This is a genomic window from Pseudomonas sp. ASL3, from assembly GCF_056680425.1.
Genome location: NZ_CM155281.1, coordinates 1112286 through 1136181, shown reverse-complemented (window position 1 = coordinate 1136181; position 23896 = coordinate 1112286). Strand labels below are relative to the sequence as shown.

The following is a 23896-nucleotide window of genomic DNA, read 5'->3' as shown; positions in this document are numbered from 1 at the left end:
CAGACCACCGCTACTACCATGGGTTCGCCATGTCGACATTAGATGAAGAAGATCGCCGCGAATACTATCGTATCGAGGACACGATCGCACTGGAAATTAAGCACCTGACCGGCACCGATGCGACCCATCATGCGCCCGCCCAGGATACGTCCACGCTGTTCAACCTGCTCAGCGAACTGCACATCAGCGAGTTCGAATCCCAGCATTTGCTACGCCAACTCGGCGAACACGACCGCGTACTGGGCAGTTATCTGAAGACCCTGAACAAGCGCATCGATTTGCTCGGCCAGGTCGTTGCGCAAACCGTACTGGGCAAGATCGGCGAGCCACAGCTGGTGATTCTGTCCGAGGGCGGCTTGCAGTTTCACCACCACCTGCCCATTCACACAGGCACTCAACTGTCCATCAAGATGGTGCTGATGCCGCAAGCACGGGGTTTGATGCTGAACGCCAAGGTCACTCGTTGCGATGCACACGAGATCGGCAACTTCGAGATCGGCGTTGAGTTCGAGGACCTGTCGGATGCCCAACGACAGCTGCTCGCCCGACACATCCTTCAACGACAAGCCCAGCAACGGCGGTTGGCGCGAGAACAGGACGGCCCGCCAGAAAGCTGAGGCCTGCGAACCCACGTAACGATGATGCTTAAGCAATAACGGCGCTAATGCCACAAGGAGTAAACGTGACCCTCATCTACGGCCACCGCGGCGCCAAAGGCGAAGCACCGGAAAACACCCTGAACAGCTTCAAGGAGTGCCTCAAACACGGCGTTCGCCGCTGCGAACTGGATCTGCACCTGTCTCGTGATGGCGAACTGATGGTAATTCATGACCCGACCCTCAAGCGCACCACGGATCGTCGCGGCAAGGTCGTCGAACAGGATGCCGCGGACCTGGTTACCTATGATGCACGCAAAGGCGGCCCAGGCTGGATCCAGCCCTGCCCGATTCCCCGCCTGGAGGAATTGTTCGAGCAATGCGACTTCGATCACTGGCAATTGGAAGTCAAAAGCCCATCTCGCACTCGCGCCGTGACCACCGTGCTGGCGATTCGTGAGTTGGCCCAGCGCCATGGCCTGCTGGACAAGGTCACCATCACCTCGAGTTCACGGGAAGTGTTGCGTGCAGCACTGGAGCTGACGCCCGACCTGTCCCGCGGACTGGTGGCCGAATACGCCTGGCTCGACCCGTTGAAGGTCGCGCAAAATTATGACTGCAAGATTTTGGCGTTGAACTGGACGCTGTGCACTCCCGAGCGCTTGCAGAAAGCCCAGCGCCAGGGTTTGCATGTGTCGGTCTGGACAGTCAACGAACCCGCGCTCATGCGCAGGCTCGCCGACTTCGGCGTAGATAGCCTGATTACAGACTTTCCCGGTTTGGCCAGCGCCACTCTCGGGAATTACTGAAATCGGTCTCCCCGGCCGGCTCAGGCCACCGGCCGGAGTCGCTCAAAAAAGCCGGCCGAGGCCGTCGTAAGCGGCGACCCGATAGGCTTCGGCCATGGTCGGGTAGTTGAAGGTGGTGTTGACAAAATACTTGAGGGTATTGGCCTCGCCCGGCTGGTTCATGATCGCCTGACCAATGTGCACGATCTCTGACGCCTGGTCACCGAAGCAATGCACGCCCAACACTTGCAGCGTATCGCGGTGGAACAGGATCTTCAGCATGCCCACCGGCTCGCCGGAAATCTGCGCCCGAGCCATGCTTTTGAAGAACGCCTTGCCCACTTCGTACGGCACTTTGGCTTGGGTCAGTTCGTGTTCGTTCTTGCCGATCGAGCTGATCTCCGGAATGGTGTAGATCCCGGTTGGCACGTCGTTGACGAAACGCCAGCTGCCATTATCGACGACGCTACCCGCCGCTGAACGACCCTGGTCATAGGCCGCACTGGCCAGACTCGGCCAGCCGATCACGTCACCGGCACCGTAGATGGTCGACACATTGGTGCGGTAGTTTTCGTCAACTTCGATCTGACCACGGCCATTGGCCTTGATCCCGACGTTTTCCAGCCCGAGTTTGTCAGTGTTGCCGGTACGGCCGTTGCACCAGAGCAAGGCGTCGGCCTTGATTTTTTTGCCGGACTTGAGGTGCAGAACCACACCGTTATCCAGGCCTTCGACCCTTTCGTACTCTTCGTTGTGGCGAACCATCACGTTGTTGTTGCTGAAGTGATAGCTCAATGCCTGGGCGATTTCCGAGTCAAGGAAGCTCAACAGTTGTTCACGGTTGTCCACCAATTCGACCATCACGCCCAGGCCGCTGAAGATCGATGCGTATTCGCAACCGATAACCCCGGCACCGTAGATGATCAGCTTGCGCGGGGTATGCCCGAGGCTGAGGATGGTGTCGCTATCGTAGATTCGCTTGTGGGAGAAATCGATATCGAGCGGGCGATACGGACGCGAACCGGTGGCGATGATGATCTGGCTGGCGACCAGTTTTTCCACTGCGCCGTTGGAACACACCACGTCGATGCTGTGCTCATCGGCAAAACTGCCGGTGCCGAAAAACACGTCGACCCGGTTACGGGCGTAATAGCCGGTACGCGATGCCACTTGCTTGGTGATGACTTTTTCGGCGTTCTTCAACACATCAGGGAACGAGAACCAGCGCGGCTCGCCAATGGCCCGGAACATCGGGTTAGTATTGAAGTGAATGATCTGCTTGACCGAATGACGCAGCGCTTTGGAAGGGATGGTGCCCAGGTGAGTGCAGTTGCCGCCGACCTGGCGACGGCTATCGACCATCGCTACCTTGCGCCCTGCTTTGGCGGCGTTCATTGCCGCACCTTCTCCCGCAGGGCCGGAACCCAGCACCACTACGTCGTAGTTGTAGACAGCCATGCGTACTCCTTTAGAACAGGCCGAGGCGCCACTCTGACGTCTCTGGCTAAATCATGCCGCGGCCAGCGACATGAAGGATCAAAACCTGGGGCGCAGTCTAACCAAGCGCGGACGCGGCGAACATTAACCCTTGGTCGCGTCGTAGGCCAATGTTGTCTGCACTACATCGCAAGCCAAGGTAATAAATCGCTGTCCGTCTACTGCGATTTGCCGGCAAACAGCCTGTCAAACTCCGGATTGCTGCGGATGATAAAGCGCTTATCGGCACGAATCACAAAAAATGCAGCGATTTTATGCTGCTCGGCATAGGCCCAGCCACGTTCCGGACCGAGAATCAGCAGCAGGGTCGACAACCCGTCGGCCATCAACGTCGAACGATCAATGACTGTGACCGACGTCAGCGCGTGAGTAATGGGCGCCCCGGTCAGCGCATCAAAGGTATGGGAATAACGCTGTCCGCCCTGCACGAAGTAATTACGGTAGTCGCCAGAAGTGGAAACACCATAACCCTCGAGCTCGATCGTTTTTTGTGCCACCTGCTGATCATCGCGAGGCTCTTCAAGTGCTACTCGCCAGGGTGATCCATCCGCTTTTTTGCCAACGGCCTTGAGTTCACCCGACATGTCGACCAGATAGCTTCGGATACCCAATACCTGCAATCGCGAGCTAATGAGGTCTGCCGCGTAACCAGGGGCAATGCTATTGAAATCGACCTCCACTGCCGCATCCTTGCACAACTTATCGCCGTCAATACGCAAATGGTCATGACCCACACGCTGGAGTACTTGAGCCACTTCTTGTGCCGTCGGCACGCGCTCGACGCGAGCCTGCGGGCCAAATCCCCACAGGTTGAGCAATGGCTCGACCGTCAGATCATATGAACCCTGGCTGGCGACGGACAATTGCTCACCCACCCGGACCAACTCCAACACCCCCGCCGACATCCGCTGACAACTGTTGGCCGGCAGCACATTGAACCGCTCGATATCCGAATCACTACGGTAGGTCGACATCTGCCTATCCACTTCGGCCAGAATCGCTTCTACCTCCGGCTGGACTTTCGCAGCCTTTGGCCCGTCGGGGCCGCGCACGTATTGCACTGAATACGTGCTGCCCATGGTCGGACCGCCGAAACTTTCCAGGCTGTCACCCGAACCGCATGCCGTCAGGGCACCCATCAGCAGCGCAGACATCGAAACCTTGACCGGCCAAGGGCAAAATCTGAACAGGCCAAGACCTAAAATCCAATCCAAACGCATTTGTCGCTCGCAAAGCCCGATACCGGGCAGAAATTGACTTGATCTATCAATAGGCACTCAACAAGGCGCGACCATTATGCGGTATCTCCTTGTCTGCTTATTGCTGTTATTAAGCCCGGTCACTCAGGGCAGCCCGGCAGCGCGACTCAAGGAGGCCTGTTTTCCTGTCCAGCCAGATCATTTTTAGTAGCGCCAATCCCGAGCTGGCGCGAGTCTATTTCGGACTTTGGCTGGCCCCCGACGCACTGTCGCAGAGCCTGCGCGAGACTTTATTGGATCGCAGTTGAAAGCACCTTTTTTGTTGTCTTGGCGCCCCATAAAACATATTGTTACAAACGCGTGCTGCATGCTGGCAGGAGCCACAGTGCAACAACGAATAAAGACAAGGGATTCCCAGTTACATAGCCTAAGTGAGTAATTAGACATGGCCTCAAACACGGGCAAGGGCAAGGCGATCTTTCGCGTTGTCAGTGGCAACTTTCTGGAAATGTTCGACTTCATGGTCTACGGCTTTTACGCCACAGCCATTGCCAAGACCTTCTTCCCTTCCGATAGCGCTTTTGCTTCGCTGATGTTGTCGCTGGCCACCTTCGGTGCCGGCTTCCTGATGCGTCCACTGGGTGCAATTTTCCTGGGCGCTTATATTGACCGTCACGGCCGTCGCCAAGGCTTGATCATTACCTTGGCATTGATGGCCATGGGTACGGTACTCATTGCTTGCGTACCCGGTTACGCGACTCTTGGCGTCGCAGCGCCGCTGCTGGTATTGCTGGGCCGCCTGTTACAAGGCTTCTCAGCTGGAGTGGAACTGGGCGGTGTCTCGGTTTACCTCGCAGAAATCTCCACCCCAGGCCGTAAAGGCTTCTTCGTCAGCTGGCAATCGGCTAGCCAACAGGCTGCGGTGGTGTTCGCTGCCCTGCTCGGTGTAGGCCTCAACCATTGGCTGAGCCCGGATCAAATGGGTGATTGGGGCTGGCGCGTGCCGTTCCTGGTCGGCTGCATGATCGTTCCTGCCATCTTCGTGATTCGTCGCTCACTGGAAGAAACCCCTGAATTCCAGGCGCGTAAACACCGTCCATCCCTGGGCGAAGTGATGCGTTCGATCGTCCAGAACTTCGGTCTGGTGCTGGGCGGCATGGCACTGGTTGTCATGACCACCGTGTCGTTCTACCTGATCACCGCCTACACCCCGACCTTTGGCAAGACCGAGCTGCACCTGTCTGACCTCGACAGCTTGTTGGTCGCGGTCTGTGTCGGTGTGTCGAACTTTATCTGGCTGCCAGTGATGGGATCCCTGTCCGACCGCATCGGCCGCAAGCCGCTGCTGCTGGCGGCAACCATTCTGGCACTGGTCACCGCTTACCCTGCGCTGTCCTGGCTGGTGGCCAACCCGAGCTTCGAACACCTGCTGATTGTCGAGCTGTGGTTGTCGTTCCTGTATGGCTCCTACAACGGTGCCATGGTCGTCGCCCTGACCGAAATCATGCCCGTTGAAGTCCGAACCACCGGTTTCTCCCTGGCCTACAGCCTGGCAACTGCGACCTTCGGCGGCTTTACCCCGCTGGCCTGTACCTACCTGATCCATGCCCTGGGTAACCAGGCAGCGCCTGGCATCTGGCTGAGTGGCGCAGCTGCACTGGGCCTGACTGCGACGTTGGTACTGTTCCGCAAAGGCAAATACCAACTGGAAGCGCCTCGGGCAGTTCCAGCTAATGGCTGATTCATCGCTGTAATAAAAATACCCCGATTCGTCGGGGCATTTTTTTGGCTGGATTTTGTGTGCGCCAAGGGGACTGATTTATTTTCAGCGCTTCATCGAAAATTAATCTGTCCCCGCTGTTGGGGCCGGGGACAGATTGATTTTTCAAAGAGCGCGAAAAACAAATCAGTCCCCTCACGACAAAAAAACGCCCCGAACCAGTCGGGGCATTTTTGTTTCTGTCGCTTAGCGCGGGAATGCAGGTGGGTTGACCCCAGCCATGTCTTCCATCACGCGAACAACCTGGCAGCTGTAACCGAATTCGTTGTCGTACCAGACGTACAGGACAACACGGTTATCGTTGCAGATCGTTGCTTCGGCATCCACTACACCGGCGTGGCGCGAGCCAACGAAGTCGGTGGAAACCACTTCCTGCGAGTTAACGAAGTCGATCTGCTTGTGCAGATCCGAGTGCATGGCCATGTAGCGCAAGTACTCGTTCATCTCTTCGCGGGTGGTCGGCTTCTCGAGGTTCAGGTTGAGAATCGCCATGGACACGTTCGGTGTCGGTACGCGGATCGCGTTGCCGGTCAGCTTGCCAGCCAGCTCAGGCAGGGCCTTGGCAGCAGCAGTCGCTGCACCGGTTTCAGTGATGACCATGTTCAACGCGGCGCTACGGCCGCGACGATCACCCTTGTGGAAGTTGTCGATCAGGTTCTGGTCGTTGGTGTACGAGTGAACCGTTTCAACGTGGCCATTGATGATGCCGAACTTGTCGTTGACCGCCTTGAGCACCGGCACGATGGCGTTGGTGGTGCAAGACGCCGCCGAAACGATCAGGTCTTCAGCGGTGATCTGGTCATGGTTGATGCCATGCACGATGTTCTTCAGTTTGCCTTTGCCTGGCGCGGTCAGAACAACGCGATCGATACCCGGGCAAGTCAAATGCTGACCCAGGCCCTCGGCATCACGCCATACACCGGTGTTATCCACCAGCAAAGCGTTCTTGATCCCGTACTGGGTGTAGTCCACCTCTGTCGGGTTCTTCGCGTAGATCACCTGAATCAGGTTGCCGTTGGCGGTGATGGTGTTGTCGGCTTCATTGATGGTGATGGTGCCATCGAACGGGCCATGCACCGAGTCACGACGCAACAGGCTGGCACGCTTGACCAGATCATTCTCGGCGCCTTTGCGCACGACAATGGCACGCAGACGCAGGCCGTCGCCGCCGCCGGTTTTCTCGATCAGGATCCGCGCCAGCAGGCGACCGATCCGGCCAAAACCGTACAACACGACATCCGTGCCTTTACGCGCGGCAACATTTTGTTGACCGACAACATCGGCCAGCTCTTCGCGCACGAACTGCTCGGCACTGCGGCCTTTGCCTTCGGACTTGAATTTCACAGCCAGCTTGCCCAGGTCCACCGAAGCAGCACCCAGCTTGAGCTCGCTCATCGCCTTAAGAAGCGGGAAAGTCTCGTGTACGGACAATTCACTGTCGTCGGCCTGACGGTGACGAGCAAAGCGGTGGGCTTTGAGAATCGCGATGACTGAACGGTTGATCAGGCTGCGGCCATAGATCGAACTCACCACATTGTTATTGCGGTAGAGCTGACCGATGAGGGGGATCATCGCCTCGGCGAGGGCTTCACGATCGATCCATTCACCAAGACACTGGTCGGGCTTCTGAGTCACGGGAACCTTCCACATGTAGGGGCTGAAAAAAGGGGCTACATTATGCCGCCGCCTTTGTTTATGAGCAATGTGCGGCTATCAGATTGCACGGCACTACATGTTCCGGCGCGCTGAAAACTGACAGGACGCACCTTCGCCCGTTACAATCGCCGCCCCTGTCGCAACGCTTGGAGCTCAACCTCCCGTGCCCGTTCTGCGTCTACCGCTACTCCCTGCCGCTGCAGGTAAACAACACTGGGGCAATTTACCCGGTGCCGCCCTCAGCCTGGCCATTGCCGAGGCTGCCAGCGCCGCCAAGCGCTTTACGCTGCTTTTGACCGCTGACAGCCAAAGTGCAGAGCGTCTTGAGCAAGAGCTTAGCTTCTTTGCGCCTACGCTGCCGGTTCTGCATTTCCCGGACTGGGAAACCCTGCCCTACGATCTTTTTTCGCCGCATCAGGACATCATTTCCCAGCGTATCGCCAGCCTTTATCGGTTACCGGAACTCGATCATGGCGTTTTAGTAGTCCCGATCACCACAGCCCTACACAGGCTGGCGCCGACAAAATTCCTGCTCGGCAGCAGCCTGGTGCTGGACGTCGGCCAGAAGCTCGATGTCGAGCAGATGCGCACCCGGCTCGAGGCAAGTGGCTATCGCTGCGTCGATACGGTGTACGAGCACGGTGAGTTCGCGGTACGCGGGGCCTTGATCGATCTGTTCCCGATGGGCAGCAAACTGCCGTACCGGATCGACCTGTTCGACGACGAAATCGAAACCCTGCGCACCTTTGACCCGGAAAACCAGCGCTCCATCGACAAGGTCGAGTCGGTTCGCCTGCTGCCGGCGCGTGAGTTTCCGCTGCAAAAAGATGCCGTCACACGCTTCAAGGCCCGGTTTCGCGAACGCTTCGACGTGGATTTCCGTCGCTGCCCGATTTTTCAGGACTTGAGCAGCGGCATTACGCCAGCCGGTATCGAGTACTACCTGCCGTTGTTCTTCGACGAAACCTCGACCCTGTTCGATTACCTGCCCCAGGACACTCAAGTGTTCTCGCTGCCCGGCATCGAACAAGCGGCGGAGAATTTCTGGAGCGATGTACGCAATCGTTATGAGGAACGTCGCATCGACCCTGAGCGGCCTTTATTGCCGCCCAATGAGTTGTTCTTGCCAGTAGAAGACTGCTTCGCCCGCCTGAAAAGCTGGCCGCGAGTGGTTGCCAGTCAGCAGGATATCGAGACCGGTGTCGGCCGCGAACGTTTCCCGGCGCTGCAACTACCTGATCTGGCCATCGAATCCAAGGCCACTCAGCCACTGGCGGCGCTGTCGAAGTTTCTCGATGAGTTCCCCGGTCGCGTGTTGTTCACCGCCGAATCCGCCGGGCGTCGTGAAGTGCTGCTGGAACTGCTCGAACGCCTGAAGCTGCGGCCGAAAACCGTCGACAGCTGGCCGGATTTCGTCAGCAGCAGCGAACGCCTGGCGATCACCATCGCCCCACTGGACGAAGGTCTGGTGCTGGAACAACCGGCTCTGGCGCTGGTGGCCGAAAGTCCATTGTTCGGTCAGCGGGTCATGCAACGCCGACGTCGCGAGAAACGCAGCGACGGCAGCAACGATGCGGTCATCAAGAACCTCACCGAACTGCGCGAAGGCGCACCGGTGGTGCATATCGATCATGGCGTCGGTCGCTACCTGGGCCTGGCCACGCTGGAAGTGGAGAATCAGGTCGCCGAATTCCTGATGCTGGCCTACGCCGAAGACGCCAAGCTGTATGTCCCGGTGGCCAACCTGCACTTGATCGCGCGTTACACCGGCAGCGATGACGCCCTTGCGCCGCTGCATCGACTGGGCTCGGAAACCTGGCAGAAAGCCAAACGCAAGGCCGCCGAGCAAGTGCGCGATGTCGCCGCCGAACTCCTGGACATCTATGCGCGTCGTGCTGCCCGGGAAGGTTATGCCTTCGCCGACCCGAAAGCCGATTACGCAACCTTCAGCGCCGGCTTCCCTTTCGAGGAAACCCCGGACCAGCAGACCACCATCGACGCCGTCCGCGCCGACATGCTGGCGCCCAAGCCAATGGACCGCCTGGTGTGCGGCGATGTTGGTTTCGGCAAGACCGAAGTGGCGATGCGTGCGGCATTCATTGCCGTCCATGGCGGGCGTCAGGTCGCGATTCTGGTGCCGACCACCCTGCTCGCCCAGCAACACTACAACAGCTTTCGCGATCGCTTCGCCGATTGGCCGGTAAGCGTGGAAGTCATGAGCCGCTTCAAGTCCGCCAAGGAAGTCAACGCGGCCGTGGCTGACCTGGCCGAAGGCAAGATCGACATCGTGATCGGCACGCACAAACTGCTGCAAGACGATGTGAAGATCAAAAACCTGGGCCTGGTAATCATCGACGAAGAACACCGCTTCGGCGTGCGCCAGAAGGAGCAACTCAAGGCCCTGCGCAGTGAAGTCGACATCCTCACCCTGACCGCGACCCCGATCCCACGCACGCTGAACATGGCCGTATCGGGCATGCGCGATCTGTCGATCATTGCCACGCCGCCAGCTCGCCGCCTGTCCGTACGCACCTTCGTCATGGAACAGAACAAAAGCACGGTCAAGGAAGCCCTGCTCCGTGAACTGCTGCGTGGCGGGCAGGTTTACTACCTGCACAACGACGTGAAAACCATCGAGAAATGCGCCGCCGATCTGGCCGAACTGGTGCCCGAAGCGCGTATCGGCATTGGCCACGGACAGATGCGTGAACGTGATCTCGAACAGGTGATGAGCGACTTCTACCACAAGCGCTTCAACGTGCTGATCGCCTCGACCATCATCGAGACCGGCATCGACGTGCCGAGCGCCAACACCATCATCATCGAGCGTGCCGACAAGTTCGGTCTGGCGCAGTTGCATCAATTGCGTGGCCGGGTCGGCCGTAGTCACCACCAGGCGTATGCCTACCTGCTGACACCGCCTCGGCAACAGATCACCCCGGACGCCGAGAAGCGTCTGGAAGCCATCGCCAACACTCAGGACCTCGGTGCGGGCTTCGTGCTTGCCACCAACGACCTGGAAATCCGTGGCGCCGGCGAACTGCTGGGCGACGGCCAGAGCGGGCAGATCCAGGCCGTGGGCTTCACCTTGTATATGGAAATGCTCGAACGCGCGGTCAAGGCCATTCGCAAGGGCGAACAACCCAACCTCGACCAGCCATTGGGTGGCGGCCCGGAAATCAACCTGCGTCTGCCGGCCCTGATCCCCGAAGCCTACCTGCCCGATGTGCACACCCGCTTGATTCTGTACAAACGCATCGCCAACGCCGCCGATGAAGAGGGCCTCAAGGACCTGCAAGTGGAGATGATCGACCGCTTCGGCCTGCTGCCAGAACCGACCAAGAACCTGGTGCGCTTGACCTTGCTCAAACTGCAGGCCGAGCAATTGGGCATCAAAAAAGTCGATGCCGGGCCACAGGGTGGACGAATCGAATTCAGCGCCGATACTCAGGTTGATCCACTGGTGCTGATCAAGCTGATTCAGGGTCAGCCCAACCGGTACAAGTTCGAGGGCGCCACGCTGTTCAAATTCATGGTGCCAATGGAACGCCCGGAAGAGCGATTCAATACTTTAGAAGCGCTACTCGAGCGCCTGACTCCGAAAACCGCTTGAAGGATTCACCCATGCGTGCGCTTCGCTCATTGATCCTGCTGCTGACACTGGCCGCACCGGCAGCGTTTGCCGATGGCCTGTATCAGGTCGAAATGATCCTTTTCCGGCAGATCGGCGAGCCTGCAACCACCAACCAGCCAGCCCCCGAAGACTGGGCAGCCGGGGCGCAAAAAATCACCGCCGGGAACGAACCCAGCCTCGCCCTGACCGATATGGCCACTAAACTGGATGCCAAAAGCACCTACAAAGTGCTGCTGCATCGGGCCTGGCAGCAGCATCTGAGCGCGAATCCGAGCAAAATGGCGGTGAGCAGCGGTCAGGAGCGGTTTGGTCACTTCCCCATTGAAGGCACCGTCACCTTGAGTCTGGCGCGCTTTACCGACATCACGGCGGACTTCTGGGTCAATAAACTCGATACCTATGGCGTGCTGAACACCAGCGAGCGACTGACGCAGACGACCCGGGTCAAAAATGGCGAATTGACCTACATAGACAATGGCAGCCTGGCCATGCTGATCAAGGTTTCTCCTCTTTAAGCATCCAAGGGGCGCGCGGCGCTCCTTGCCCTTTTAGCATCGCTGCGGCGTAGGGCTGTACTGAACTGTGTCGTCAATTCTTGAAAAAGTTCTTGCCTCCTCGTGGGCACAAGTATTCAAAGCTCAAAGCCTTGAGCGAGGGCGCGACTACGCCCAACAACAACGCATCATGTTGCAGCACCTGAGCCCCGAACTGATCAGAACGGTGTGCAGAGGTTCGAGTCTGGAAATCTATACGCAAACCCTCCAGCTCAAAGACCCGGCCAACCATAAGCAATTCGTGGTGTGCAAATGTACCTGCCCGGTGCGCAACAACTGCAAACACTGCGCCGCCGCCCTGTTCTTTCTGCAAGATCCAGAAAACCAGGCCTCGGTTCTCGCTGCACTGGAGTCGCCTGCGCGAGCCGCAGAGTCGGCCCGAGCGGAGCAGAAGCCCTCCCTGCCGGTGCGTTTGATCGACACCCTGCAACCCAAACCACGGCTAATCCTCGCCAGCTTCGAGTTCAGCGCCTACGAGCCGCGCAATGGCCGGATGCAACGGCATATTCAGCATCGCGCAGCCCTGGCGTTCGGCTATGGCGAGCACTACACGACCGGCAGCAAAACCGTTGATCTGCTGGTGCATGACGAAACCGAAATCCTGCGCATCCGTCGTCATCCTGAAGCCGAAAATGCCCAGCGCAAGATCATTCAGGACTTCGGTTTCAAGCTGGCAACCCGGCAAAGCAAAGCCTTGCCCGACAGCGCCGGGGACATGTTCGAGCTGCCGAACGATAAAGTCTGGCTGTACTTCATGACCAACGAACTCCCCTTGCTGCGTGAGCTAGGCTGGGAGATCGAGATCGCCGAGGACTTCGCCTTTGACGTCACGCCGGTTCAGGACTGGTATGCCGTCGTCGATGAACAGCCTGAACACGACTGGTTCGATCTGGAATTGGGCATCATCGTCAACGGCGAGCGTCTGAGCCTGCTGCCGATCCTGATCAATCTGTTGCGCAGCCACCCTGAGTTGATGAGCGCCAGCGGAATCGCCAAACGCCGCGATGACGAACAGTTGTTGGTCCAGCTCAATCACTTCACCCAGAAAGGTGGCGGCCCGATCCAGGTGGCCCTGCCCTATGGCCGTCTGAAGCCCGTACTGGCGACCCTCGGTGATTTCTATTGGCGCGAGGACGGCAACAATGCGCTGCGCCTCAATACCGCCGACGCCGCGCGCCTGACCGAACTGGACGACCTGCCGCTGACTTGGGAAGGCGGTGAGCGCCTGCGCCAGTTCGCCGAGCGACTGGCCGATATCAAGAATTTTTCGGTCAGCGTGCCCGATGGCCTGAATGCAACCCTGCGGCACTATCAGCTTGAAGGCCTGAGCTGGATGCAATCACTGCGCGAGCTGGAAGTCGGCGGCATCCTCGCCGACGACATGGGCCTGGGCAAAACCTTGCAGACCCTGTCCCATTTACTCGTGGAGAAACAGGCCGGCCGCCTGGATCGCCCCTCCCTGGCGGTGATGCCCACCAGTCTGATCCCCAACTGGATGGATGAAGCCGAGCGTTTCACCCCGCAACTGAAAGTGTTGGCGTTGTACGGCGCGGGCCGACGTCAGGACTTTGCCCATTTGCAGGATTACGACCTGATCCTGACCACTTACGCCTTGCTGCCACGCGATGTCGAGCTGTTGGCGCAGCAACCGTTGCATGTGCTGATCCTCGACGAAGCGCAATACATCAAAAACCCCAAAAGCAAGGCCGCTCAGGCAGCGCGCAGCCTGAACGCCCGGCAGCGCCTGTGCCTGAGTGGCACGCCGCTGGAAAACCATCTGGGCGAGCTCTGGTCGCTGTTTCACTTCCTGATGCCCGGCTGGCTGGGCGACAGCAAGCAGTTCAACAGCAACTACCGCACCGCCATCGAAAAACAGGGCAACGAAGAACGCTTGCAGCACCTGAACGCACGGATCAAGCCCTTCCTGCTGCGCCGCACCAAAGAGCAAGTCGCCACCGAACTGCCGCCCAAGACCGAAATCATCCATTGGGTCGAACTCAACGACACCCAGCGCGACGTGTACGAAACGGTGCGTTTGGCCATGGACAAGAAGGTTCGCGACGAAATCACCCGCAAGGGCGTGGCCCGCAGCCAGATCATTATTCTTGAGGCGCTGCTCAAGTTGCGTCAGGTCTGTTGCGATTTGCGCCTGGTCAACAGCGCGCCCTCAACCGGGCGCCATGGCAGTTCAGCCAAGCTGCACAGCCTGATGGAAATGTTCGAGGAGCTGCTGGCCGAAGGCCGAAAAATCCTGTTGTTCTCGCAGTTCACCTCAATGCTGACCTTGATCGAAGCTGAGCTGAAACAGCGCGGCATCGAGTACGCGCTACTCACCGGGGCGACCAAGGACCGCCGTACGCCAGTGCAGGATTTCCAGAGCGGCAAGCTGCCGATTTTCCTGATCAGCCTCAAGGCCGGCGGCACCGGACTGAACCTGACCGCGGCTGACACGGTGATCCACTACGACCCTTGGTGGAACCCGGCCGCCGAACACCAGGCCACCGACCGTGCGCATCGCATTGGCCAGGAAAAACCGGTGTTCGTCTATAAGATGATCGCCCGCGGCACGGTAGAAGAGAAAATCCAGCGCTTGCAGCAGGACAAATCAGCGCTGGCGGCCGGCGTGCTGGATGGCCGAACCGCAGGCGACTGGAAGCTGGAAAGCGAAGACATCGCAGCGCTGTTCGCGCCATTGCCGTTGCCGGCGAAGAAGAAAGTGAAGCACTGAATGTAGCCACAATCCCATAGGAGCTGCCGAAGGCTGCGATAAGGTTGGAACAACCTTCAGCTGTTCATTATTGCGACCGATTCTCGGTCGATCGCAGCCTTCGGCAGCTCCTACAGGGTATCGATCAACCGCTCAACCCGCAGCCAACACCCGAGCCAAGGTCGCTTTGACCTTACCCATCCCGTCATGCAACGCCTGTTCGATCTCGGCCATGGTGATCACCGCCGAGGACTTGCCCGCTGCTGGATTGACCACCAGCGCCAGGCAGGCATAGGCCAGATCAAGCTCGCGAGCCAGTGCCGCTTCAGGCATGCCGGTCATCCCGACGATATCGCAACCATCACGCTCCAGCCGGATGATCTCCGCCACGGTTTCCAGACGCGGCCCCTGGGTGCAGGCATACACGCCCTGATCGCTGTAAGCACAGCCTTCGGCAGCCAGTGCGGCAATCAATCGAGTGCGTACGGCTTCGCTGTAGGGATAGCTGAAGTCAATGTGGGTGACCTGCTCCAGGTCGTCGGCAAAATAGGTGTGCTCACGGCCGCTGGTGTAATCGATCAACTGGTGCGGCACACAAAAATGCCCGGTGCCCATGGCCGGATGAATCCCGCCCACCGCGTTGACCGCCAGAATGGCCTCGGCCCCGGCCTGTTTCAACGCCCACAGATTGGCGCGGTAGTTGACTTGATGTGGCGGAAAGCGATGGGGGTGACCGTGGCGCGCCAGAAATAGCACTTCGCGGCCTGCGTACTCGCCAATCTGAATCTCTGCTGACGGCACGCCATAAGGGGTGTTCATCGGCAGGGACTGACGAATATTCAAGCCATCGAGTTGGGTCAGGCCGGTGCCGCCGATAATCGCGTAAACAGTCATCGTAAAATCCTTCAGTCGATCAGTTGGGCGGCACGCAGTGCTTCGATGGCAGCCAGCCAGCGCGGGTGCTGACGATATTCAGTGGTGGCATACGCTTGGCCGCGCATGCGCGCGATACGTGGCGATGGTTTGACCTTGAGCCGTTGCGCGGCACTGAGCGCCAGTTCAGCGGCAGCCCGGTCGTTGCACACCAACCCCATGTCACAACCGGCAGTCAGCGCAGCTTCGATGCGACTCGCCGCATCACCGACCACATGCGCGCCGACCATGGACAGATCATCGCTGAAAATCACCCCATCGAACTGCAACTCGCCCCGCAGAATGTCTTGCAGCCAACGCCGGGAGAAGCCTGCGGGCTGAGCATCGACTTGCGGGTAAATGACGTGCGCCGGCATCACAGCGGCCAGTTGCTTGCTCAGACGGGCGAAGGGCAGCAGATCTTTGGCGCGGATTTCGTCCAGGCTGCGCTCATCAGTCGGGATCGCAACATGGGAATCGGCTTCAGCCCAGCCATGGCCAGGGAAGTGTTTGCCAGTTGCCGCCATACCTGCGGCGTTCATGCCGCGAATAAAAGCACCGGCCAGCAACGTCGCACGCTCGGGGTCACCGTCGAAAGCCCGGCTACCCACCACGGCACTGCGCTGGTAGTCCAGGTCCAGCACCGGGGCAAAACTCAAATCCAGACCGACCGCCAGCACTTCAGTGGCCATCAGCCAACCGCAATGTTCGGCCAAAGATTCGGCATTCAGGTTGTCGGCAATCGCCCGCATCGCCGGCAATCGGACAAAACCCTGCCGTAGACGCTGCACCCGTCCGCCCTCTTGGTCCACCGCCAGCAACAGGTCGGGGCGTACGGCGCGGATCGCGGCACTGAGTTCACGAACCTGACGCGGATGCTCGATATTACGGGCAAAAATGATCAAACCACCGATTTCGGGCTGACGCAGAAACTGGCGGTCTTCAGCCGTCAGCCAGGTACCGGCGACATCCACCATCAACGAGCCTTGCAGGCCTGAACTCATATGAAATTCCTTAACTCAACGCAGCCGATGCCCAGTCCAGGCATGGCATCGAGCACAGTGGGGGACAGCCAGACGCACAACCCGCTGCCGATCGGCAACGCCGTAAACACACTGATTGGCGAGAGAGACATGAAAATATCGAGCGTACGCATGGGCGGCTAGCTTAGCCGATGAAAGCTGCCGCGCCCACCCGTCAACGGCTAAACCTTGGCCGCGACGGCCATGCTTTTGCTGCGAGGCTTGAGTTGCGCCGACACCATGGCGGCGTCGGTCACGCCCGTTTCGGCCCGCATGCCGGCCGCGAGGAACGGCACCATCAGGCGCATCACCTGTTCGATGGAGGTATTCACGCCGAAATCCGTCTCGGCAATCGCCCGCAACGCCTTGATACCGGACATGCTGAACGCTGCCGCCCCGAGCATGAAATGCACGCGCCAGAACAATTCGATCGGTGGGATACGCGGAGCAGCTTCATTGACCAACAGCATGTAGCGGCGAAACACCTTGCCGTACATGTCTTCCAGATAACGACGCAAATGACCCTGGCTCTGGCTGAACGCCAGGCCCAGCAACCGCATGAATATCGACAGATCGTTACCGCTGCGTGGCTGTACGACCAAGGCTTGCTCGACGAGGATTTCCAGCAGCTCTTCAAGCGTCGGCTTATGCTCTGGCTTGGCCTGACGACGCTCCAGCTCGCGATCGAGGCTGACGCAGAACGGCCCGAGGAAACGTGAGAACACCGCCTGAATCAGGGCCTTCTTCGAACCAAAATGATAATTCACCGCCGCCAGATTGACTGAGGCTTTGCTGGTGATCAGCCGCAACGAAGTTTCGGCGAAGCCTTTTTCCGCGAACAACTGCTCAGCAGCATCGAGGATGCGTTCAACTGTTTCCGACTGGGCCATGATTCTCCGCCTGACAAACACTTGTTTGAAACATACGTTTCAGATGGACCTTTTGTCAACCCTGCCCGTCCGTTTTCTGGCTGGTCAGTCATGCATTAAATCATATCAGCCGGAACCTGTAGCCACCCTGCGACTTATCGCCCCCGGATCGCCTCCCGACAGTCTGCAGAAGACCGTCCAGCGGCCTGACTAAAAAGGACGATTGCCAAGACGCAATCACTGTATATAATCCCAGTCACTGTATAAAAAGACAGAGCGATCAACATGCTAAAACTGACGCCACGCCAAGCCGAGATTCTGGGTTTCATCAAACGCTGCCTCGAAGACAACGGCTACCCACCGACCCGTGCGGAAATCGCTCAGGAACTGGGCTTCAAGTCGCCCAACGCGGCGGAAGAACACCTCAAGGCCCTGGCGCGCAAAGGCGCTATCGAAATGACCCCGGGCGCCTCGCGGGGCATTCGCATTCCAGGCTTCGAAACCAAGTCCGAAGAAAGCAGCCTGCCGATTATCGGGCGCGTCGCGGCTGGCGCACCGATTCTGGCGCAGCAACATATCGAAGAGTCCTGCAACATCAACCCGGCGTTCTTCCATCCGAGCGCGGACTATCTACTGCGCGTACATGGCATGAGCATGAAGGACGTCGGCATCCTTGATGGCGACCTGATTGCCGTACACACCTGTCGCGAAGCCCGCAATGGCCAGATCGTCGTGGCGCGGATCGGCGATGAAGTCACGGTAAAACGCTTCAAGCGTGAGGGCAATAAAGTCTGGCTGATTGCCGAGAACCCCGATTTCGCCCCTATCGAAGTGAACCTCAAAGATCAGGATCTGGTGATCGAAGGCCTGAGCGTCGGCGTCATTCGCCGCTAAAGGAGACGTTATGCAGTTCCCCCAAACCCCACAGCATGCACAATTACCACTGTTCGAGGCATTCATGGCACAGCCCATCGCCCCGCTACTTAAAGAAGTGGTCGAAACGCCCTGGAACACCGAGCCAGAAGCTTTTAGTGAGCTGTCATTGCGTGGCGCGGCCGGGAACTGTCTGAACCTTCTGGCGCCGATCTTGCGGGAGTTGAGTCAAGACCAGGATGCACGCTGGCTGACCTTGATTGCGCCACCGTCGAGCCTGACTCAGGCCTGGTTGCGTGATGCGGGGCTTAATCGTGAGCGGATTCTTCTATTGCAACCACGCGGTACGCAAAGCGCACTGCAATTGACCTGCGAAGCCCTGCGATTGGGCCGCAGCCATACGGTTGTCAGCTGGATCAATCCGATCAATGCCGTGGCGCGCCAACAATTGATCAGCGCTGCAAGGACGGGAGACGCGCAAAGCTTGAATATTCGGCTGGGCTGACGATCAGCCCGCGATCAATGAAGAACGCGCGGGCCATCATGCTTATCAAGATCACCTTCCGCAAGACGCCCGGCCATCTGCACGCCGACGCTCAGCATGGCTTTAGCAATTTCTACGTGCTGGCCTTGCAGGAAGACCTTGGCATCAGCAGAAAAGTCCAGGGTGACCAAGGAACCCTCGTCCTCAGCACGGCGCAGCTCGATACGGCCGTCGGGCAACTCGACGATTTCTAAAAAAGACGTTGGCATAGGGATCTGTTCTCCACGAAAGGCGACATTGTATCAGCCAGTCGACTCAGCCCCTAGGGCCTGTTGACGTTTGGTGGCGAACCGCGTCACCAAACGTCAACAGGCCTGGCCCTGGCCCATCGATCAATCAGCATTCGCTCAGCCCTTCGCGAAAACGAATTGTCAGGCTTTTGAGCTGCTGGCGCCAACTCTCCATTTCTTCGCGGCTCAACTCAGGCACCGGCTCGTCATCCAGGTTGACGGCAATGATCATCGGTTTGGTAACGTCACCCTTGACCTTCTTCGGTGCACGCGGTGGCTGGAACAGCGCGTTGTAGGCCGCCAGCAACTGCGCCAGCCAGGTTTCCGAATGCTGCGCCAATTCGACCAGCTCGGCCATTTCCGGGATAGCGATAGCGTCCAGCACTTCCTTGGTCAGCAACAGCTCTGCCCGTGGCGCATTGGCTTGAGGCAAGCGATAGAAGCCTGCGACCTCATGGCACAAGCCGAGCAAGGCGCCGTACAGGTGAAACAGCGCGGACTCACGCTCAGCCTGAACCAGCGCCTGAGCATTCATCGCCTGGCTTTCCTCAGCCTTGGCCAGCGCTTCGAGGGCGAGCCCGGCGAAATAAATTTTCTGGTTGGTGCGGGTATAGAGCTCATGGGCCATGGCGGCACTCTCCATAACAAAACTTAAAGCAAATCTGGCTCGCGCAACGCGCTTAAGGCACACCGGGCGAGCCAGCATCAGACAACCGACTCACACCTGACACTACCTGTCAGGTGCAAATCATCAACGCTTGTCTTCGACCTTCCAGGCCTTGCCATCATAGAACGCCCGCCAGCCTGTCGGCTTGCCTTCCACTTCGGTCTGTACATATTGCTCTTTGGTTTTGCGGCTGTAACGAATCACCGCCGGACGCCCGTCTGGATCTTTCTTCGGCGCCTCGCAGAGGAAATGGTACTTCGGATCGATCTCGTCTTTGTGCGGCACGATCTCGATCACCAGGGGTGCGCGGGTCTCGCGATTTTTCGGGAACTGGCTCGCCGCCAGGAACAGGCCCGAAGCGCCGTCACGCAGGATATACGTGTCGGTGACCTTCTCGCATTTGAGTTCGGGCATCTTCACCGGGTCCATCTTCGGCCCCGCTGCTTCGCCGCTTTTCAGCAGCTTGCGAGTGTTCTTGCAGTCCGGGTTGGTGCAACCGAAGAACTTGCCGAAGCGGCCGGTCTTGAGCTGCATTTCGCTGCCGCACTTGTCGCACTCCAGGCTCGGGCCTTCATAACCCTTGATCCGGTAAGTGCCCTCTTCGATTTCATAACCCGCGCAATCAGGGTTATTACCGCAGATGTGCAGCTTGCGCTTTTCATCCAGCAGGTAAGCGTCCATGGCCGTGTTGCAGATGTGGCAGCGGTGCTTGCCGCGCAGTACACGCGATTCAGACTCACCTTCGTCATCCTCGGCAATTTCGTCGCCGGGGGTCAGGTTGATGGTCGCTTTGCAACGTTCTTTGGGCGGCAGGCTGTAGCCGGAGCAACCGAGGAAAACCCCGGTCGAAGCAGTACGAATCTGCATCGGGCGCCCGCAGACCTTACACTCGATGTCAGTCATCACCGGTTGGTTGGAGCGCATGCCGCTGTCAGGTGCTTCGGCTACTTCGAGCTTTTTCTTGAAGTCACCGTAGAACTCGTCGAGCACGCTCTTCCAGTCGCGTTGACCTTGAGCGACGTCATCGAGGTTCTCTTCCATGCCGGCGGTGAAGCCGTAATCCATCAGATTGGAGAAGCTTTCAGACAAGCGCTCGGTAACGATGTCGCCCATTTTTTCGGAGTAGAAGCGGCGGTTATGCAGCGCCACGTAACCACGATCCTGGATGGTCGAGATGATCGCGGCGTAGGTCGATGGACGGCCAATACCACGTTTTTCCATTTCCTTGACCAGGCTTGCTTCAGAGTAACGCGCAGGCGGCTTGGTGAAGTGCTGGCTTGGATCGAGCTTGTTCAGTTTCAGGTTGTCGCCCTGCCCCATGTCCGGCAACACATCGTCGTCGCCCGGCTTGGCCATCTGCGGCATGACACGGGTGTAACCGTCGAACTTGAGGATGCGGCCCTTGGCGCGCAGCTCGAAGGTCCCGGCAGCGACGCTGACGGTGGTCGACAGGTATTGCGCCGGTGGCATCTGGCACGCGACGAATTGGCGCCAGATCAGCTCGTAGAGGCGCTCAGCGTCACGTTCCATGCCCGTCAGCTTGCTCGGGTGGGTGTTGACGTCAGACGGACGAATCGCTTCGTGCGCCTCTTGTGCGCCCTCTTTGCTGCTGTAGACGTTTGGCGATTCAGGCAGGTACTTCTTGCCGAACTCGGTTTCGATGTAGCTGCGCGCCATGGTCACCGCGTCGACCGACAGGTTGGTCGAGTCGGTACGCATGTAAGTGATGTAGCCGGCTTCATACAAGCGCTGGGCCATCATCATGGTTTTCTTCACGCCATAGCCCAGGCGGTTGCTCGCAGCCTGTTGCAGGGTCGACGTGATAAACGGTGCGGAAGGCTTGCTGCTGGTTGGCTTGTCTTCACGCTTGACGATGCTGTAGCTGGAAGCCTTGAGCTTCTCCAGCGCAGCCATGGCCTGGGTTTCGTTCAGCGGTTTGAACGCTTCGCCGTTTTCGCGAGCGACTTCGAAACGCACGTTGGCGCCCTTGGCAGTGCCGAGGTCAGCGTGGATTTCCCAGTATTCTTCGGGGTTGAACGCACGAATTTCGCGCTCACGTTCCACCACCAGTTTTACCGCGACCGATTGCACCCGACCTGCGGACAGGCCACGGGCAATCTTCTGCCACAGCAGAGGCGACACCATGTAGCCCACGACACGGTCGAGGAAGCGACGCGCCTGCTGGGCGTTGACCCGATCGATATCCAGCTCGCCCGGCCTGGAGAAGGCTTCCTGAATCGCTTTCTTGGTGATTTCGTTGAACACCACGCGCTTGTAGCGGCTGTCGTCACCACCAATGGCTTCGCGCAAGTGCCAGGCAATGGCTTCCCCCTCGCGATCCAAGTCGGTTGCGAGATAGATGATGTCAGCATCCTTGGCGAGCCGGCGCAGCTCTTCGATCACCTTCTCTTTACCAGGAAGGATCTCGTACTTGGCTTTCCAGCCGTGATCAGGATCGACGCCCATCCGCGAGACCAACTGACGCTTGGCCTTTTCCTTCGGCGTCAGCAGGGGCACTTCACCCGCAGCAGCCTTCCCGCGCTTGGCGGCCGGCTCTTTGCTGGCGCTAGCCGAACCGCTGGTGGGCAGGTCTCGGATATGGCCGATACTCGACTTCACCACGTACTCGTTACCCAAGTACTTGTTGATGGTCTTGGCCTTAGCCGGGGATTCCACAATGACCAGCGATTTGCCCATGGATCAGAAAATTCCTGAATTCTAGAAATGAAAGGCGGTTGGAGCCTGTCGAGGCACCGCTATATATAGTGGCAATAAGGTGAGGTCAAGCACAGGCTACTGCGCGATCTCGGCTCAAGGCCTTGAAAACAGGCTCGGTTCAGCCTGAACCAAAGCAAAACGCGGCACTTGCTCGCCGTCAACCTCGACGGATTCGAGAAACATGCTCAGGGGGCGCACCCACAGGCCGTAATCGCCATAGAGCGCCTGATAGAACACCATTTCCTCTTCGGTTTCGGAATGCCGGGCAACACTGAATACACGGTACTCAGGGCCCTTGTAATGGCGATAGAGTCCAGGCTGTAACTGCATGTTGCTGCCCTCGAAAATAAAACCGAAATAAAAATTGAAAAACAACTTTTCAGAAAAATAGCGCTTCAGGAAAGCAGTTCTTCAGAAAAACAAAAACCGGGGCACAAGGCCCCGGCTTCCATCACTCGAACCTTTAGACGCGTTCGAAGACGGTGGCAATACCCTGACCGAGGCCGATGCACATGGTAGCAACCCCAAGGTTACCGCCATTCTGCTTCATGACGTTCAGCAACGTGCCGGAAATACGCGCACCAGAACATCCAAATGGATGGCCCAGAGCGATTGCGCCGCCGTGCAGGTTAACCTTCTCGTTCATCTTGTCGAGAACTTTCAAATCTTTCAGCACTGGCAGGGCCTGTGCTGCGAAAGCTTCGTTGAGCTCGAAGAAGTCGATATCGGCAATGTTCAGACCTGCACGTTTCAAAGCTTTTTGTGTAGCCGGTACTGGACCATAGCCCATGATTGCCGGGTCCACACCTGCCACCGCCATGGAGCGGATGACCGCCATAGGCTGGATGCCGAGGTCTTGCGCACGCTGTGCGGACATCACAATCATGCACGATGCGCCGTCAGTGATTTGCGAGGAAGTCCCCGCTGTCACGGTGCCACCTTTCGGGTTGAAGGCAGGCTTCAAGGCTGCAAGACTTTCCAGGGTCGTTTCCGGACGAATGGTTTCGTCGTAGTCGAACATTTTCAGGAAGCCGTTCTCGTCATACCCTTGCATCGGGATGATTTCGTCCTTGAACTTGCCTTCAATCGTTGCCTTGTGCGCCAACTGGTGCGAACGCACACCGAAAGCGTCTTGCGCCTCACGGGTGATGCCATGCATTTTGCCGAGCATTTCCGCGGTCAGGCCCATCATGCCCGACGCCTTGGCGGCGTACAGCGACATGTGCGGGTTCGGGTCTACGCCATGCATCATGCTGACGTGGCCCATGTGCTCGACACCGCCGACTACGAACACATCACCATTACCGGTCATGATCGCTTGCGCAGCGGTATGCAGCGCGCTCATGGACGAGCCACACAGGCGGCTGACCGTTTGCGCAGCCGAGGTGTGCGGGATCTGGGTCAGTAGCGACGCCATGCGGGCGATGTTCCAGCCCTGCTCCATGGTCTGGTTCACGCAGCCCCAGATCACGTCTTCGACTTCCGCCGGATCGACCTTGACGTTGCGCTCCAGCAGCTTGCTGATCAGGTGCGCGGACATATCTTCAGCGCGGGTATTACGGTGCATGCCACCCTTGGAGCGGCCCATCGGGGTGCGACCAAAGTCGACAATCACGACGTCTCTCGGATTCAAGCTCATAAATTCCTCTC

Annotated in this window: 20 protein-coding genes; 9 read left to right on the top strand and 11 right to left on the bottom strand. The window is 58.4% G+C overall.

What is annotated here, in order from left to right; translation table 11 throughout:
* The first annotated feature begins 29 nt into the window (after window positions 1-29).
* Window positions 30-617, top strand: coding sequence for a PilZ domain-containing protein (locus AC1MEE_RS05060; RefSeq protein ID WP_480414187.1), 588 nt, complete (start codon window positions 30-32; stop codon window positions 615-617).
* Window positions 618-682: 65 nt separating this feature from the next.
* The gene (locus tag AC1MEE_RS05055; protein WP_480414184.1) at window positions 683-1405 is read left to right on the top strand and encodes a glycerophosphodiester phosphodiesterase; all 723 of its coding nucleotides are present in this window, start codon (window positions 683-685) and stop codon (window positions 1403-1405) included.
* Window positions 1406-1447: 42 nt separating this feature from the next.
* On the opposite strand, the gene sthA is transcribed toward AC1MEE_RS05055, so the two are convergent.
* The gene (gene sthA, locus AC1MEE_RS05050; protein WP_480414182.1) at window positions 1448-2842 is read right to left on the bottom strand and encodes a Si-specific NAD(P)(+) transhydrogenase; all 1395 of its coding nucleotides are present in this window, start codon (window positions 2840-2842) and stop codon (window positions 1448-1450) included.
* Window positions 2843-3039: 197 nt separating this feature from the next.
* Window positions 3040-4035, bottom strand: coding sequence for an FAD:protein FMN transferase (locus AC1MEE_RS05045; protein WP_480414180.1), 996 nt, complete (start codon window positions 4033-4035; stop codon window positions 3040-3042).
* Between the two features lie 490 nt (window positions 4036-4525).
* On the opposite strand from AC1MEE_RS05045, the gene tcuC reads away from it, so the two are divergent.
* On the top strand, window positions 4526-5821 hold the full coding sequence (gene tcuC / locus AC1MEE_RS05040) for a tricarballylate/proton symporter TcuC (protein WP_480414179.1): 1296 nt from the start codon (window positions 4526-4528) through the stop codon (window positions 5819-5821).
* A gap of 225 nt (window positions 5822-6046) precedes the next feature.
* Here tcuC and AC1MEE_RS05035 read toward each other — a convergent pair whose 3' ends face one another.
* Window positions 6047-7510 (bottom strand): glyceraldehyde-3-phosphate dehydrogenase, encoded by a 1464-nt coding sequence (locus tag AC1MEE_RS05035; RefSeq protein ID WP_480414178.1) that lies wholly within the window; start codon window positions 7508-7510, stop codon window positions 6047-6049.
* A gap of 169 nt (window positions 7511-7679) precedes the next feature.
* Here AC1MEE_RS05035 and mfd point away from each other — a divergent pair, with 169 nt between their 5' ends.
* The 3 genes from mfd to AC1MEE_RS05020 all read left to right on the top strand — a co-directional run bounded on the left by mfd (window position 7680) and on the right by AC1MEE_RS05020 (window position 14432).
* Window positions 7680-11129 (top strand): transcription-repair coupling factor, encoded by a 3450-nt coding sequence (mfd, locus tag AC1MEE_RS05030; protein ID WP_480414177.1) that lies wholly within the window; start codon window positions 7680-7682, stop codon window positions 11127-11129.
* Between the two features lie 11 nt (window positions 11130-11140).
* A complete protein-coding gene (locus AC1MEE_RS05025) occupies window positions 11141-11665 on the top strand; it encodes a CsiV family protein (RefSeq protein WP_480414176.1) in 525 nt (174 codons plus the stop codon).
* 67 nt (window positions 11666-11732) lie between these two features.
* The gene (locus AC1MEE_RS05020; protein ID WP_480414175.1) at window positions 11733-14432 is read left to right on the top strand and encodes a DEAD/DEAH box helicase; all 2700 of its coding nucleotides are present in this window, start codon (window positions 11733-11735) and stop codon (window positions 14430-14432) included.
* Window positions 14433-14564: 132 nt separating this feature from the next.
* On the opposite strand, the gene AC1MEE_RS05015 is transcribed toward AC1MEE_RS05020, so the two are convergent.
* Both AC1MEE_RS05015 and nagZ read right to left on the bottom strand, forming a co-directional pair.
* Window positions 14565-15305 (bottom strand): S-methyl-5'-thioinosine phosphorylase, encoded by a 741-nt coding sequence (locus tag AC1MEE_RS05015; protein ID WP_480414174.1) that lies wholly within the window; start codon window positions 15303-15305, stop codon window positions 14565-14567.
* An 11-nt stretch (window positions 15306-15316) separates the two neighbouring features.
* Window positions 15317-16315: a beta-N-acetylhexosaminidase gene (gene nagZ / locus AC1MEE_RS05010; protein WP_480416155.1), complete on the bottom strand. Its 999-nt coding sequence runs from the start codon at window positions 16313-16315 to the stop codon at window positions 15317-15319.
* Window positions 16316-16327: 12 nt separating this feature from the next.
* Between nagZ and AC1MEE_RS05005 the strand changes: the two genes are divergently transcribed.
* Window positions 16328-16489: a hypothetical protein gene (locus AC1MEE_RS05005; RefSeq protein WP_480414173.1), complete on the top strand. Its 162-nt coding sequence runs from the start codon at window positions 16328-16330 to the stop codon at window positions 16487-16489.
* A 38-nt stretch (window positions 16490-16527) separates the two neighbouring features.
* Here AC1MEE_RS05005 and psrA read toward each other — a convergent pair whose 3' ends face one another.
* Window positions 16528-17235, bottom strand: a complete 708-nt coding sequence (gene psrA, locus AC1MEE_RS05000; protein WP_480414172.1) for a transcriptional regulator PsrA — start codon at window positions 17233-17235, stop codon at window positions 16528-16530.
* A 264-nt stretch (window positions 17236-17499) separates the two neighbouring features.
* On the opposite strand from psrA, the gene lexA reads away from it, so the two are divergent.
* Window positions 17500-18108, top strand: coding sequence for a transcriptional repressor LexA (lexA, locus tag AC1MEE_RS04995; RefSeq protein ID WP_480414171.1), 609 nt, complete (start codon window positions 17500-17502; stop codon window positions 18106-18108).
* A gap of 10 nt (window positions 18109-18118) precedes the next feature.
* A complete protein-coding gene (gene sulA, locus AC1MEE_RS04990; protein WP_480414170.1) occupies window positions 18119-18592 on the top strand; it encodes an SOS-induced cell division inhibitor SulA in 474 nt (157 codons plus the stop codon).
* Between the two features lie 14 nt (window positions 18593-18606).
* Here sulA and AC1MEE_RS04985 read toward each other — a convergent pair whose 3' ends face one another.
* The 5 genes from AC1MEE_RS04985 to fadA form a co-directional block, all read right to left on the bottom strand.
* Complete coding sequence (locus AC1MEE_RS04985) at window positions 18607-18840, bottom strand: hypothetical protein (protein ID WP_322216995.1); 234 nt, start codon at window positions 18838-18840, stop codon at window positions 18607-18609.
* A 127-nt stretch (window positions 18841-18967) separates the two neighbouring features.
* Window positions 18968-19489 (bottom strand): DUF6586 family protein, encoded by a 522-nt coding sequence (locus AC1MEE_RS04980; RefSeq protein WP_480414167.1) that lies wholly within the window; start codon window positions 19487-19489, stop codon window positions 18968-18970.
* A gap of 123 nt (window positions 19490-19612) precedes the next feature.
* Window positions 19613-22225, bottom strand: a complete 2613-nt coding sequence (gene topA / locus AC1MEE_RS04975) for a type I DNA topoisomerase (RefSeq protein ID WP_480414165.1) — start codon at window positions 22223-22225, stop codon at window positions 19613-19615.
* A 114-nt stretch (window positions 22226-22339) separates the two neighbouring features.
* Window positions 22340-22576 (bottom strand): DUF1653 domain-containing protein, encoded by a 237-nt coding sequence (locus tag AC1MEE_RS04970; protein WP_480414163.1) that lies wholly within the window; start codon window positions 22574-22576, stop codon window positions 22340-22342.
* 133 nt (window positions 22577-22709) lie between these two features.
* Window positions 22710-23885 carry an acetyl-CoA C-acyltransferase FadA gene (gene fadA / locus AC1MEE_RS04965; RefSeq protein ID WP_480414161.1) on the bottom strand — a complete coding sequence of 392 codons (1176 nt, stop codon included), beginning with the start codon at window positions 23883-23885 and terminating at the stop codon, window positions 22710-22712.
* Window positions 23886-23896 lie beyond the last annotated feature (11 nt).